The sequence below is a fragment of the Streptomyces sp. NPDC111802 genome (assembly GCF_055634335.1).
The window spans coordinates 36,737-50,662 of the sequence record NZ_JBVKCZ010000031.1 but is presented as its reverse complement, the minus strand read 5'-3'; the positions used below and the strand labels follow the sequence as shown (position 1 = coordinate 50,662).

General features: G+C 72.0%; 11 protein-coding genes and 1 pseudogene. 9 read left to right on the top strand and 3 right to left on the bottom strand.

Features of this window, described 5'->3' with window-relative positions:
• Nucleotides 1–59 precede the first annotated feature (59 nt).
• From pelF to ACZ7NC_RS29965, 7 genes are all read left to right on the top strand, one after another.
• A complete protein-coding gene (gene pelF / locus ACZ7NC_RS29995) occupies nt 60–1,571 on the top strand; it encodes a GT4 family glycosyltransferase PelF (protein ID WP_471492623.1) in 1,512 nt (503 codons plus the stop codon).
• Nucleotides 1,568–2,983, top strand: a complete 1,416-nt coding sequence (locus ACZ7NC_RS29990; RefSeq protein WP_471492622.1) for a hypothetical protein — start codon at nt 1,568–1,570, stop codon at nt 2,981–2,983. The genes pelF and ACZ7NC_RS29990 overlap by 4 nt, the downstream gene beginning before the upstream one ends.
• 136 nt (nt 2,984–3,119) lie before the next feature.
• Nucleotides 3,120–4,121, top strand: coding sequence for a GDP-mannose 4,6-dehydratase (locus tag ACZ7NC_RS29985; RefSeq protein ID WP_471492621.1), 1,002 nt, complete (start codon nt 3,120–3,122; stop codon nt 4,119–4,121).
• Between the two features lie 37 nt (nt 4,122–4,158).
• Entirely contained in the window at nt 4,159–4,872 is a 714-nt protein-coding gene (locus ACZ7NC_RS29980; RefSeq protein ID WP_471492685.1) for a nucleotidyltransferase family protein, read from the top strand.
• A 6-nt stretch (nt 4,873–4,878) separates the two neighbouring features.
• Entirely contained in the window at nt 4,879–5,805 is a 927-nt protein-coding gene (locus ACZ7NC_RS29975; RefSeq protein WP_471492620.1) for an NAD-dependent epimerase/dehydratase family protein, read from the top strand.
• Nucleotides 5,802–6,464, top strand: a complete 663-nt coding sequence (locus ACZ7NC_RS29970) for a spherulation-specific family 4 protein (protein ID WP_471492619.1) — start codon at nt 5,802–5,804, stop codon at nt 6,462–6,464. The genes ACZ7NC_RS29975 and ACZ7NC_RS29970 overlap by 4 nt, the downstream gene beginning before the upstream one ends.
• Nucleotides 6,465–6,484: 20 nt before the next feature.
• Nucleotides 6,485–7,255 (top strand): endo alpha-1,4 polygalactosaminidase, encoded by a 771-nt coding sequence (locus ACZ7NC_RS29965; RefSeq protein WP_471492618.1) that lies wholly within the window; start codon nt 6,485–6,487, stop codon nt 7,253–7,255.
• A gap of 23 nt (nt 7,256–7,278) precedes the next feature.
• Here ACZ7NC_RS29965 and ACZ7NC_RS29960 read toward each other — a convergent pair whose 3' ends face one another.
• The 3 genes and pseudogenes from ACZ7NC_RS29960 to ACZ7NC_RS29950 all read right to left on the bottom strand — a co-directional run.
• Nucleotides 7,279–8,700: a Gfo/Idh/MocA family protein gene (locus tag ACZ7NC_RS29960; RefSeq protein ID WP_471492617.1), complete on the bottom strand. Its 1,422-nt coding sequence runs from the start codon at nt 8,698–8,700 to the stop codon at nt 7,279–7,281.
• Nucleotides 8,701–8,912: 212 nt separating this feature from the next.
• Nucleotides 8,913–10,904, bottom strand: coding sequence for an APC family permease (locus ACZ7NC_RS29955; RefSeq protein ID WP_471492616.1), 1,992 nt, complete (start codon nt 10,902–10,904; stop codon nt 8,913–8,915).
• A 203-nt stretch (nt 10,905–11,107) separates the two neighbouring features.
• Nucleotides 11,108–11,774: pseudogene (locus tag ACZ7NC_RS29950) on the bottom strand (SDR family oxidoreductase); the annotation flags it as partial.
• Nucleotides 11,775–11,795: 21 nt separating this feature from the next.
• On the opposite strand from ACZ7NC_RS29950, the gene ACZ7NC_RS29945 reads away from it, so the two are divergent.
• Complete coding sequence (locus tag ACZ7NC_RS29945; protein WP_471492615.1) at nt 11,796–12,272, top strand: TetR/AcrR family transcriptional regulator; 477 nt, start codon at nt 11,796–11,798, stop codon at nt 12,270–12,272.
• A gap of 319 nt (nt 12,273–12,591) precedes the next feature.
• Nucleotides 12,592–13,893 carry a bifunctional 3-oxoadipate enol-lactonase/4-carboxymuconolactone decarboxylase PcaDC gene (gene pcaDC, locus ACZ7NC_RS29940; RefSeq protein WP_471492614.1) on the top strand — a complete coding sequence of 434 codons (1,302 nt, stop codon included), beginning with the start codon at nt 12,592–12,594 and terminating at the stop codon, nt 13,891–13,893.
• The last annotated feature ends 33 nt before the right edge of the window (nt 13,894–13,926 follow it).

The window sequence follows — 13,926 nt, the reverse complement described above, 5'->3', positions numbered from 1 at the left end:
CCCGTCGGCTGCGCCGGGACCGGCACCCCTCCCCAGACCTCGGCCGTGGAGCACATCACATGCACGTTCACCACGGCGCGCGACGCAACACCGCCACGCGCGTCACCCTGCTCACCGAAGGCACCTACCCGCACAGTCACGGGGGTGTGAGCGTCTGGTGCGACCAGCTCGTCACCGGCATGCCCGACATCGAGTTCGACGTCATCGCCGTCACCGGCACCGGACGGGAGTCGATCGTGTGGGACCTACCCGACCATGTCCGCGGCGTCCTGTCCGTCCCCATGTGGGGCGCCGCTCCTGAGGGCCGCCCGCCCCGGGGCCGGTCGCGCAGGCAACTCGCCGCCGCCTACGAACAGTTCCTGACCGCGCTCGTCGACCCCGGCGCCGAGGACGGCTTCGCACCCGCCCTGCACACCCTGGCGCGGGCGGCGGCGGGCGGCGAGCTCAGCCCTTTCCTGCGGGGCGACAGGGCGATCGCGATCCTGACCGCCGTATGGACGCGTCCCGGGCTGGTCGTGCGTGAGGCGCGGCCGACGCTGCACGACGCGCTCACTGCCACCGCCCTGCTCGAACACGCGCTGCGCCCGCTGGCCGCGCCGCCCCCGCAGGAAGGCGTCGCACACGCCGTCAGCGGAGGCGTCGCCGTCCTGCCGGGGCTGGCCGCACGGGAGCGGTACGGAGTTCCACTGCTGCTCACCGAGCACGGGGTCTATCTGCGCGAGCGCTACCTCGGCTATCGCACCGCGCCGTACCGCTGGCCGGTGAAGGCGGTGATCCTGGGCTTCTTCCGGCTGCTGGCGGAGGAGAGTTACCGCCGGGCCGCGCTGATCACCCCCGGCAACCGCTACAACCGGCTGTGGGAGGAGCAGGGCGGCGCAGACCCCGCGTCGATCCGCACGGTCTACAACGGCGTCGATCCCGCGGCCTTCCCGCCCGCCGGTCCGGAGCCGGAGAGCCTCACACTGAGCTGGGCCGGGCGGGTCGACCCGATCAAGGACCTGGAGACCCTGATCCGTGCCTTCGCCCTCGTCCGGGAGCAACTACCCGAGGTACGCCTGCGGTTGTTCGGGGGGACGCCCCGGGGCGGTGAGGCGTACCGGGAACGCTGCGAGGCCCTGGCCGCCGAGTTGGGGCATGCCGACGCGGTGACCTTCGAGGGCCGGGTCGAGGACATCAAGGACGCCTATGCAGCGGGGAACGTGGTGATGCTGTCCAGCATCAGCGAGGGCTTCCCGTTCACGCTGATCGAGGCCATGTCCTGCGGGCGGGCGACCGTGTCCACCGACGTCGGCGGCGTGCGCGAGGCCGTCGGCGACAGCGGTCTCGTGGTGCCGCCGCGCGACCCGGCCGCCATGGCCGCCGCGGCGCTGGAGCTGCTGGGCGATCCCCTGCGGCGGCGGGCCATGGGCGAGGCGGCACGGCTGCGGGTGATCGAGCAGTTCACGCTGCGGCAGACCATCGACACCTTCCGCGCCATCTACCACGAACTGGCGGCGGGGAAAGTGGAGTCGCCCGCCAGAATCGTGCTGCCCGCTCCGGCGGTCAGCGGCACGGGGAGCCTGACCGGATGAGCGGTCCGATATCCCTCGAAGGCGGCGGCGCCGAGCAGGACACCCTCGCCCTGCGGCTGGCCGAACCCCGCCCGCCGCGCCGCCGCCCGCGCTGGGCCCTGGACGACGAGACGCTCGCGATACGGCTGCCCGGGCAGGGCCCCGACGAGGAGGCGGTCAGCACGCTGGCCGCCGAACTCGCCGACGCCATCGGGCCCGCCGTCCATCCCTACGAGGTGGCGGCACTGCTGGAGGCGGAGGGCCTCCCCGCCTCGGTGATCAAGGAACGATACGGCCACCCGAACCTCTTCTCCCTGGCGACCGCGCTGTACAAGAGGGTCCCCAGGACGTTTCCCGAGCCGCCGCCCGCGGTCGATCCTTGGCGGCCCGACACACTGCGCTGTCTGCTGCGCGGCGTGCTGTTCGCGCTGCCGGCCCTGGCCTACCTGCTCACCGCGCCGCTGTGGCCGCTCGACCGCCACGCTCCCGTGCTGATCGTGGCGTGCGTCGCCTCGTGGGCGTGGGGGCAGGCGCTGGGCCATCGCGCGCATCTACGGCTGGTGGCGGGGCGCCGGGAGGCCTGCGGCACCCTGCTGACCGGCTCCCTCCTGGGCGCCGCGGCGGCCACGGCCCTCGCCGCGCTGTCCGGCGGCAGCGCGTCGGCCGTCGGGGTGGCGGCCGCCCAGTCGCTGTATCTGGCCGCGGCGGGAGTGCTGCTGGTCCTGGCCCGGGAGCGGTTGCTGCTGGCCGCGCTCAGCCCACTGGTCGCGGGCGCCGCGATGCTGCCGTGGTGGGAACCCGGGCCGATACCCCGGGCCGGGTTGCCCCTGCTCGCACTGCTCGCCACGTTGGTGGCCGCCGGCCTGGTCCTGCGCGCGGGCCGCGCCGGCCCGGCGGCTACCGACGCCGCGCGGCCGACACTGCTCGCGTCCCTGCCGTACGGCCTGTTCGGGCTGGCCGCGGCGGTGCTCGTCCTGCTGGAGGGCCGGCGGCAGCCGTACGCGGTGATCGCCCTGACCCTGAGCATGGGCCCGGCCGAGTGGCTGCTGTACCGCTACCGCGGCTGGTCGGTCGCCGCGCTGCGGGCCGGCGCGACCCCCGGCGGATTCCGGCTGCGCTCGGCCGCCGTCCTCGGCCTGTGCCTGTCCGCCTACTTGCTGCTGTTGCTGCCGGCCGCCCTGCTCACCGGCTCGGACCCGGCCACACCGCTGCTGCTCGCGGCAACCCTGTGGACCGCCCTGCTGCTTCAGGCGTTCGGGGTGGCCTGGCCACCCGCCCTGCTCTGCCTGGCCGCCGCCGGCACGGCGGGAACGCTGACCCTGCCGGCCCTGCCACCGGAACCGGCGGTGCTGCCGGCGGCCTGCGCCGTCGCCGCCGTCTGTCTCGCGGCCTGCGCGATACACCGGCTCGGCCGGCCCTCCCCGCACGTCTGACCACGCGCACGACCCCGACCGGGCCGCGGCCCTCCGCGCACACCTGACCAAAGCGAACGATCCCGATCGGACCGCGGACCGGCACCCCGTCCGCGCCGGGCCACCCGTCCGACAACCGCTATGAAGGGACCAAGAGTTGACCTCCGCACCGCTCGCCGCCGTCACCGGAGCCGAAGGCTTCATCGGCTCGCATCTCACCGAGGCGCTCGTCGCCTCCGGCCACCGCGTCAGGGCCATGGCCCAGTACAACTCGTTCTCCTCGTACGGGTGGCTGGAGACCCTGCCCGCCGACGTCCTGGACCAGGTCGAGATCGTCCTGGGCGACGTACGCGACCCGGGTTCCGTACGCGGCCTGCTCGACGGCGCCGACTGCGCCTACCACCTCGCCGCGCTGATCGCGATCCCGTACTCCTACCAGGCCCCGCACAGCTACGTGGACACCAACGTCACCGGCACGCTCAATGTGCTGGAGGCGGTGCGCGCGCTGGAGATCCCGCGCCTGGTGCACACCTCGACCAGCGAGACGTACGGGACCGCGCAGACCGTGCCGATCACCGAGGACCACCCCATCAACACCCAGTCGCCGTACGCCGCTTCGAAGGCGGGCGGCGACCGGCTGGCGGACAGCTACCACGCCAGTTTCGGCACGCCCGTGGTGACGCTCAGGCCGTTCAACACCTTCGGTCCGCGCCAGTCGATGCGCGCGGTGATCCCCACCGTCATCGGTCAGGTGGCGGCCGGGCAGCGCACCATCACGCTCGGCGATCTGCGCCCCACCCGGGACTTCACCTTCGTCGAGGACACCGCGCGGGCGTTCCTCGCGGTGGGTACCGCTGCGGCGGAGCGGGTGGTGGGCCGCACCTTCAACGCCGGGACCGGAGGGGAGATCTCCGTCGGTGACCTGGTCGCGCTGATCGGCAAGGTCATGGACGCCCCGCTCGACGTACGGGAGGACGCCGCGCGTCTGCGGCCCGCGGGCTCCGAGGTGATGCGGCTCGTCGCGGACGCCACCCGGCTCGGCGAGGCGACCGGCTGGCGGCCCGTCAGCACCCTGGAGGAAGGACTCGCACGGACCGCGCGGTGGTTCACCGATCCGGCCAACCTGGCCCGCTACAAGACCGGCATCTACAACATCTGACCCGACCGGACGTACTCGCAGGAGGTATGCCATGCACATGCACGCAGTCATCCTGGCCGGAGGAAAGGGCGTCCGGCTGCGGCCGTACACCACCGCGCTGCCCAAGCCGCTCGTCCCCATCGGCGACCAGCACGCGATCCTGGAGATCGTGCTGCGTCAGCTGGCCACGGCCGGCTTCACCCGCTGCACCATCGCCATCGGTCATCTGGGCGAGATCATCCGCGCCTTCGTCGGCGACGGGGCCCAGTGGGGCATGAACATCGACTACGCCACCGAGGAGAGCCCGCTGGGCACCATGGGCCCGCTGCTGACCCTGCGCGACCGTCTGCCCGAGCACTTCCTGGTCATGAACGGCGATGTGCTCACCGACCTCGACTACGCCGATGTGCTGCGCACGCACGAGGCGTCGGGCACGCCCCTGACCATCGCCACCTACGCCCGCAAGGTGCAGATCGACTTCGGGGTGCTGACCACCGACGCCGGCCGGGTCATGGCGTTCACCGAGAAGCCCAGCATCGACTACCGGGTGTCCATGGGCGTCTACGGTGTCTCCAGGACCACCCTCGACGACTACACCCCCGGGCTGCCGCTCGGCTTCGACGAACTCGTGATGGACCTGCTCGCCGCCGAACGACCCCCGCACGCCTACGAGTTCGACGGCTACTGGCTGGACATCGGCCGTCCCGACGACTACGACCGGGCCAACGCGGAGTTCACCAGCCGCAAGTCGATGCTGCTCAAGGGGGCCTGAGGAGCCATGCACATCCTCGTACTCGGCGCCACCGGCTATCTGGGCACGCATGTCGTCGAGCACCTGCGCACCCTGCCGGACGCGCGGGTCCTCGTCGGCGGCCGCTCGCCTGCCGCCGACGTCACCGTGGACCTCGCCGCCGACCGCCCGCGGGACCTGGCGGCGGCCCTTGCCGAGGCCGCGCCCGACGCCGTCGTCAACTGCGCGGGCGTGACCGGCGGCGACGCCGTCACGCTCGCCGAGGTGAACGCCCGGGGCCCCGCCGTGCTGTGCGCGGCACTGCGGACCGCGGCGCCCGGGGCCCGGCTGGTCCATCTGGGCTCGGCCGCCGAGTACGGGCCCACCGGCCCCGGAGTGCGGGTCACGGAGTCGGCGGCGACCCGGCCGACCGGCCCGTACGGCGCGACCAAGCTCGCGGGCACCGTGGCGGTGACCGCGTCCGGGCTGGACGCGGTGGTGCTGCGAGTGGGCAACCCGGTGGGCGCGGGGGCGCCGTCCACCGGGCTGCCCGGCCGGGTCGCGCGCCTGCTCGCCGACGCGGGGGACGACCCGGATGCGGAGCTGCGCCTCGGCGACCTGTCCGCGCACCGCGACTTCGTGGACGTACGCGATGTGGCACGGGCGGCGCGGTCGGCGGCAACCGCCGTGGGAGAACTGCCCCGCCTGCTGAACATCGGTGGCGGCGAGGCCCGACCGGTCCGCGACCTCGTGCGCGCGCTCGCGGACACGGCCGGCTTCCGGGGCCGGATCGTCGAGGCGGGGGCCGGCGGATCCGCGCGGTCCGCGCAGGTGTCGTGGCAGTGCTCGGACATCACCGCCGCCCGCGACGCCCTCGCCTGGACGCCTGGCCACACCCTCGACGAGTCCGTGGCGGCACTGTGGGCGGCCGCCCGCCCCGGTCGGCGCACCGCCGAGGAGGTACCGGCGCGGTGAGCCTGCTGATCCCGCTGTACGTGCATCCGGCCGAGGACCCGGCCGCCTGGCACCGGCTCATCACCCGAGCCGCGCGCACCTACGCCGTGGTGCTCAACCCGGCGAACGGACCCGGCCGGGCCCCGGATCCGGCGTTCGTCACGGCGGCCGGCGCACTGCGCTCGGCGGGCGCCCGTGTGCTGGGCTACCTCGACACGGACTACGGAGCCCGCGACCCGGCGCGGATCACCGAGGATCTGCGCCGGCACCAGGAGTGGTACGCCGTCGACGGCTGCTTTCTGGACCAGGTGCCGGCGGCCCCGCACGGACTGCCGGACTGCCGTCGCCTGGTGCGCTCCGCCCGCCGGCTCGGGGCCTCGACGGTCGTCCTCAACCCGGGCGTCCACCCCGCGCCCGGCTACGCCCGGCTCGCCGACCTGACGGTCACCTTCGAAGGCCCCTGGTCGAGATATGTGTCGGACTTCAGCCGCCCCTCGTGGACCGAGCGGCTGCCCGCCGAGCGGCTGTGCCATCTGGTCTACGGCGTACCCGAACCGCTCGTGCCGCTCGCCATGAGGACGGCGAGGGAGCGGGGCGCGGGTGTCAGCGGGCCGGTGACGGGAGACCTGCCCAACCCGTGGTCCCGCCTGACGCCCGCGCTGGCGGAGGCGGACCGTTGAGGCGGACGGTCTCGGCCGTCATGGCGACCCTGCTGTCCCTGATCACCCTGGCCGCGTGCGCCGAAGGCCCCGCATCCGCCCCCATCCCCGGCGCGCGTTGGCAGCCACGTCCCGGGCTGGCGTGGCAGTGGCAGCTCGACGGCAGGGTCGACCCGTCCGTCGACGTCCCTGTCTACGACATCGACGGATTCGAGAACAGCGCCGACGACGTCGCACGCCTGCACCGGGACGGCCGCAAGGTGATCTGCTACGTCAACGTCGGCGCCTGGGAGGACTACCGCCCCGACCGACGTGCCTTCCCCCGCTCCGTGCTCGGCAGCCCCAACGGCTGGCACGGCGAACGCTGGCTGGACATCCGCCGGTTGGAGGTGCTGCGGCCCATCATGGAACGCCGTTTCGACATGTGCCGGGACAAAGGCTTCGACGCGGTCGAACCGGACCTGGTCGAGGGCTACGGCAACAAGACGGGGTTCCCGCTCACCGCCCACGACCAGCTCCGCTACAACCGCATGATCGCCGCCGCCGCGCACAGGCGTGGGCTCGCGGTGGGCCTGAAGAACGATCTGCCCCAAATCCCGCAGCTGGTCGCCGACTTCGACTTCGCGGTCAACGAGGAGTGCGCGCAGTACGACGAGTGCGCGCGCCTCGCACCGTTCACCACGGCGGGCAAGGCGGTCTTCCACGTGGAGTACGCCCAGCCCACGTCCCGCTTCTGCGAGGGGTCCCGCAAGCTGCGCCTCTCGTCGATGCGCAAGAGGCTGGAACTGGACGCCTGGCGCAGGCCGTGCTGACGCCTGCCCGCGGAGGCGTCGGTTCAGCCGACGGGCGGCATTTCCGTCGGGCTGGAGTCGAGTCCGGGACGCTTGCCGGCCCAGGCGCCGCGGGTGAAGTCCGGGATCTCGACCGGGCGGCCCCGCCTCGCGAGGGACGCGGCGCTCAGCGGGACCGCAGCGCACCAGGCGGCCGAGTCGTACACGTCGATGTCGGGCACCAGCCCGGCGCGCATCGACTGGACGGTGCGCCACTGCAGGACGTAGTCCATGCCACCGTGGCCGCCGTTGTTCGCGGCGTCGTCGCCGACCTTCCGCCACAGCCAGTGGTCGAACTCCTTGCGGTAGTCGGCGAAGTCGCGCCAGGTGTGGCCGCCGTGGTCGGGTTCGAGATAGACGCGCGCGCCGGTCGGGGCGGGTCCGGTGTAGTCCTCGACGATCCCGCGGCTGCCGGCGAGGGTGTTGATCCTGCTGTACGGCCGCGGTGAACTCACGTCGTGCTCGGCCCGGATGATCCTGCCCTGCTCGGTCTCGATGAGGCAGGTGACCAGGTCACCGTTGATGTACGTCTCCTTCCAGGACGGGTGGTCCCGGGGGACGAAGCGCTCGCGGTAGTCGGCCAGTCCCTTCGGAGCGGTCGCGGTGGCGCGCAGGGTGGTCATCCGGTCGCCGCGGTTGATGTCCATGGCCGCCGCGATCGGGGCCAGCCCGTGCATGGGGTAGAGCGAGGCGGTGCTGCGGGTGTGCCACAGCCGCCGCCAGGAGTCGGTGTAGTACGTGTCGGAGAACAGGAGTTCACGCAGGTCGTGGAGGTAGCCGCCATGGCCGTCGGTGATGTCGCCGAACAGACCGGCGTGCGCCATCCTCAGCATGGCCAGTTCGTTGCGGCCGTAGCTGCAGTTCTCGGCGAGGAACAGGTGCCTGCGGGTGCGCTCGGAGGTGTCGACGAGGTCCCACAGCTGACGCAGTTCGGTCGCGACGGGGAGTTCCACCACGGCGTGCCTGCCGCTCAGCAGTGCGGCCCTGCCGTGCTCGTAGTGGAACTCCCACGGCGTGGCGACGTACACCAGGTCGATGTCGTCGCGCTGGAGCATCTTGGCGTAGGAGTCGGCCGATCCGCCGTACTCGGCGGGGCGGGGCTCGCCCTTGCTCACCAGCCGGTCGGCCACGCGTCGCGCGCGGTCGGCGCGGATGTCGCAGACGGCGGTCACGGTGCAGCCTGGTACGGCCGCCCAGCCCGTGACCATGCCTCCGCCGCGGTTCCCCAGGCCGATGACAGCGACGCGGACGGTTCTGTGGACCTCGTAGGGCACGCCGATCATCGACTTCTGTCCGGGGCGGCGGGGCGCCTGTCCGGTCGCGGCGGACGCGGTCGGCGCGGCGGCGGTCATTCCTGCCGCGAGCGCGCCGGTGGCCACGGCTCCGCCCAGGAGCAGTCGGCGTGAGACAGCGGGGGTTTCGGACATGACGGCAACACTCCTCGGTGGGGTGGCTTGCATCACTACCGGTGCACTGTCGGGACTGTGCGGACTGTCGGGGCATGACTCTGGCGGGCTTGGCTGGTCCATGTCAATATGTGCTCGATAGGAAGCAGTTCCGAGCAGGATCAAGCATCGATGGACGGCTGACGGGCCGTCAGTGGACCAGGTCTGTGCCAGGCGGTGGGGTGGTGCGAGGGTCAGCCGCCGACGTGGATGCCGGGTCGGCGATCGGGGTCGGGTTCGTTGCTGCGGATGATTTCGCGGGTGACGGGGGCGGTGTCGCCGCGGCCGAGCAGGAAGTAGCGGAACATGTGCATGAGCGGGCTGCCTTCGGCCCACGCGAAGTAGCAGTGCGGCTGAACGCCGGTGGCGTTGCGCAGGGCGAGCAGGATTGCGGCGATGGCGTTCGGCGCGGCCGGGGCCTCGGCACGCAGGATTCGGTAGCCGTCGACTTCGACGCCGCGTACGGCAAGGGTTTCGCTGAAGTCGGACGGGTCGACCACGTCGATCTCCACGAACAGCACGTCGGCCGGGGCGGGCACCGGATTGCTGCCGCGCTGCTCGCGTTCCTTGGCGGAGTACTCGGCGCCGTCGCCGGCCTCGCGGCGGTTGGCGATGATGTTGATGGCGTTGTCGTGGGCGAGGGTGTCGGTGATGAACCGGCGGGCGTCCGCATCGAAGACGATGCGGTCGGCGCGCAGTTCGGTGGTGCGCGAGACCCGGGAGATCAGCGACACGGCGATGATGCCGGCGATGAACATGCCGGAGATGGTGATGCCGTCGGGCTTGTCGACGATGTTGGCCACCAGGGCGTAGAGGAGGATCGCGGTGAGCAGCGCGAAGCCTGCGGCGGCCGCGCGCCGGCGGCGACGTACGACCGAGACGGTGACGGCGAAGGCGCCGGAGACCATCATGGCCAGGATGCCGGTGGCGTAGGCGCCTGCCTGGGCGTCGACGTCGGCGTCGAAGGCGATGGTGATGAGTACGCACAGGACGGTGTAGACCATCACGACGGGTCGTACCGCGCGTCCCCATTCCGGGGCCATGCCGTAGTCGGGCAGGTACCGCGGGACGATGTTGACCAGCCCCGCCATCGCGGACGCGCCCGCGAACCACAGGATGAGGATGGTGCTGATGTCGTAGCCGGTGCCGAACGCCTCCCCGACGTTCTCGTGCGCCAGCCAGGCCAGGGCCCGGCCGTTGGCCCCGCCACCGGGCTCGAACTCCTTGTGCGGAATGAGGACCGTGGTCACGAAGCTCGCGGACAGCAGGTAGACGCTCATGATGAGCGCGGCGGTGGTCAGCAGCGTGCGGGTGTTGCGGATCCGCGAGCGCAGCCGCTGCTCGGGATCGGCGCCGTCGGCGGATACCAGCGGCATCATGCTCACCCCGGTCTCGAAACCCGACAGACCGAGCACCAGCAGCGGAAACGCCACCAGCGCCGGCTTCACCAGATCGCCGAATCCGCCACCGCCCTCACCGAGCGCGTCCGTCCACGCCGAGAACGCCCCCGGCGTGCTGAACACATCCACCAACCCCACGGCGATGACCACCGCGTTGAGCACCAGGAAGACCGCGACCAGCGGGATGGCCACACTGACCGCTTCACTGAACCCGAGCAGGAACACCCCTCCGAGTACCAGCAACAACGCCACCGTGATGGCGACCTCGTGACCGTGCAGGGCATGGGGCAGATAGGGGTTTTCCATCATGTGGACGGAGGCGTCCGCCGCGGACAGGGTGATCGTGATGATCCACGAGGTGGCCACGAAGCCGAGCAGGACCAGCACGAAGAGCTTGCCCCACCAGAACGGCAGCAGATCCTCGAGCATCGCCACCGACCCGGCGCCGTGCGGGCTCTCCCGGGCCACCCGCCGGTACATCGGCAGCATCCCGACCAGTGTCAGCGCCACGATCAGCAGCGTCGCCAACGGCGACACCGCCCCGGCCGCCAGTGCCGCGATCGCCGGCACGTACGCCAGGCTGGAGAAGTAGTCCACCCCCGTCAGGCACATCACCTTCCACCAGGCCTGCGGCTCGGCATGCCCCTCACCCGCCGCCGGCCCGACCGGCTGCACCCGGTGGCGCAGCAACCACCGTGCCAGGCTGCTGTTCGACTGCGTCCGAAGGGCGGGACTGTCCACCACTTCCGGCACGACCAGTTCGTTCGCGTCCTTCATGTCCCCCATCAGCCTTCCCACCTGCCCAGCAGCGCACCGGTCGCAGCAGTCACCGCACTCACGGCATCCCAACGATCCCCGAGTATGCGACCTGACAGTCGCACCGCCCCCACCGGGGGCGCCCCACCGCCGCCCGCCCCTACCGGAAAGGTGACCGTGTCGGGCCTGGGCCTGTCGGGACTCTGCGTGGCGGGGTCAGAACTGGTTCTCGCCGCGGCGGCGACTTCCTCCGGGCGTCCCATCCGGCCGATCGGCACTCCCGTCGCGAGGTCCGCCTTGGCGGCGGCCGCGTTCTCCTCGCCGACGGCGGCGTCGACTCCGGGGGTGTCGATCGCGCCCGGCGCGACGGTGTTGACCCGGATGCCCCTGCCCCTTCAGCTCGTTGGCCAAGGTCCGCGCGAGGGACCGGATCGCGGCCTTCGACGCCGCGTACAGGCGGAAATTCTCCCAGCCGTCGTCGGCACGGATGGAGTCGTTCAAGATCACTGAGGCGCCCCCGTTGAGCAGCGGCAGCGCCTTCTGCACGGTGAGCAGCGTGCCCCGGACGTTGACGCCGAAGATCTGATCGAACTGTTCCTCAGTGGCCTGCGCCAGCGGTGCGAGCGTGGCCATGCCCGCGTTGGCGAACAGCACGTCCAGGCCCCGGCCTCGTTCGCGGATCGCGTCGTACAGCCGGTCCAGGTCGGCCGACTCCGATATGTCGCCCGGCATCGCGGTGACTGCGGAACCGATCGACTCGACGGCCCTGTCGAGCGCGTCCTTGCGCCGGCCGGTGATGAACACGTGGGCGCCCTCGGACGCCAGCCGCGCGGCGGTGGCCAGGCCGATTCCGGTGCCGCCACCGGTGACGACGGCGGTCTTGCCTTCCAGCTGTCCCATTGCTTGAACTCCCGATAGTTCATGGGCATCACCCGCAAGAGCATGTACGCGGCCTTCGGCAACAAGGAGCAACTGTTCCGCAAGGCCCTGGAGCGCTACTCCGAAGGCCCCGCCGCCTACGCGGCCCTCGCGCTGGAGGAGTCGAGCGCCCGGGAGGTGGCCACGGCGTTCCTCGTCGGCTCGGTCAGGACGACCACCCGCCCCGGCTGCCCCGCCGGATGCCTGGGTGTACAGGGCTCGCTGGCCGCCGGTGACTCCGGACGGGCCGCCCAGGACGCCCTGATCGCCTGGCGCGACGACGGCCGCGCTGGCCTCCGCGACCGGTTCCAGCGGGCTGTCGACGAGGGTGATCTGCCTCGGGGCGCGGACCCGGAACTGCTCGCCCGATACCTCATGACCGTGTCGAACGGCATCGCCGTCCAGGCCGCCGGCGGCGCCACCCGCTCCGAACTCCAGCAGGTGGCCGACGCGGCGCTGCGAAACTGGCCACCCATCTGACGGAACTACGGGATTTCCGTTGCGGCGCGCGAACGTGAAGACGACCAAGCGGTGGTACGTCAAGCCGGAGAGCATCCGGCTACGGCCAAGCCTTCCACCAAGCGTTCACCGTGTGGTGGTCAAGCTGCTGTTGGGCGGGATTCCGGGAGGTTTCGAGGTGAGTCACGCCGAGTCTCCTCCGGGCCACCACAGTGAAGGAGGGCGCGCGCCCGGAGGGCCCGCCGCCGACACGGCCACGCGTACATGCCGGAGCGGGGCAAGGCCCGACAGGTCCACCCCGGCGATGTGACATCTCGTGACAGATGAGAGGGTCGGGCAGGTGAGTGAGACACCGACGAACACCCTGCAATACCGCTTTGACGGGCCAGAAGACGCCCCGGTCCTGATCCTCGGTCCCTCACTGGGCACCACTTGGCACATGTGGGACCGACAGGTCCCCGAACTGACCCAGCAGTGGCGGGTCTTCCGGTTCGACCTGCCCGGGCACGGCGGCGCGCCCGCGTACCCGGCCGGCTCCGTCGGCGACCTCGCCGAACGGCTGCTCGCCACCCTCGACAGGCTCGGTGTGCAGCGCTTCGGCTACGCGGGCTGCGCGCTCGGCGGCGCGCTCGGCATCGAACTCGCGCTGCGCCACCCGGAGCGCCTCGCCTCACTCGCGCTGATCGCCGCCTCGCCCCGCTTCGGCACGGCCGACGAGTTCCGCCAGCGGGGCGTGATCGTGCGCACGAACGGCCTCGACCCCATCGCCCGTACCTCGCCGGACCGCTGGTTCACCACCGGCTTCGCCGCCGCCCAGCCCGCCATCACCGAGTGGGCGGTGCAGATGGTGCGCACCACCGACCCCGGCTGCTACATCGCCGCCTGCGAGGCGCTCGCCTCGTTCGACGTGCGGTCGCAGCTGGCCGGGGTCGCCGTGCCCACGCTGGTCCTCGTCGGCTCGGACGACCAGGTCACCGGCCCCGCCGAGGCCCGCACCCTGGTCGCCGGGATACCGGACGCCCGGCTCGCCGTCGTCCCCGGCGCCTCCCACCTCGTCCCGGTCGAGCAGCCGGCCGCCGTCACCGACCTGCTGGTCCGGCACTTCTCCACCGCCTGGCAGCCCGCCTACGACTCCACCACCGGCCAGATGGCCATCGTGGCCGCCCCCGTCAAGCCGGTCCTGTCCGCCGCGCCGGCGCCGCAGCCCACGCCCATCGCCGAGATCGCGCCGGCCGTCGTACCGATGCAGACGATGGGACGGCCGGACCCGTACGAGTCCGGGATCAAGGTCCGCCGCGAGGTGCTCGGTGACGCGCACGTCGACCGGGCGCTGGCGCAGGCGGACGATTTCTCGGGGGACTTCCAGGAGTTCATCACCCGGTACGCGTGGGGCGAGATCTGGGACAGACCCGGCCTGGACCGGCGCTCGCGCAGCTGTGTGACCCTCACCGCCCTGGTCGCGGGCGGGCACCTGGACGAACTCGCCTTCCACGTCCGCGCCGCGCTGCGCAACGGCCTCACCCCGGACGAGATCAAGGAGGTCCTGCTCCAGGCGGCCGTCTACTGCGGCGTACCGGCGGCCAACAGCGCCTTCAGAGTGGCCCAGAAGGTCATAAGGGAAGAAACCACCCCGCAGGAGTGAGCGTCCGGAACAGGTGCGCGCCGCGACGGACCG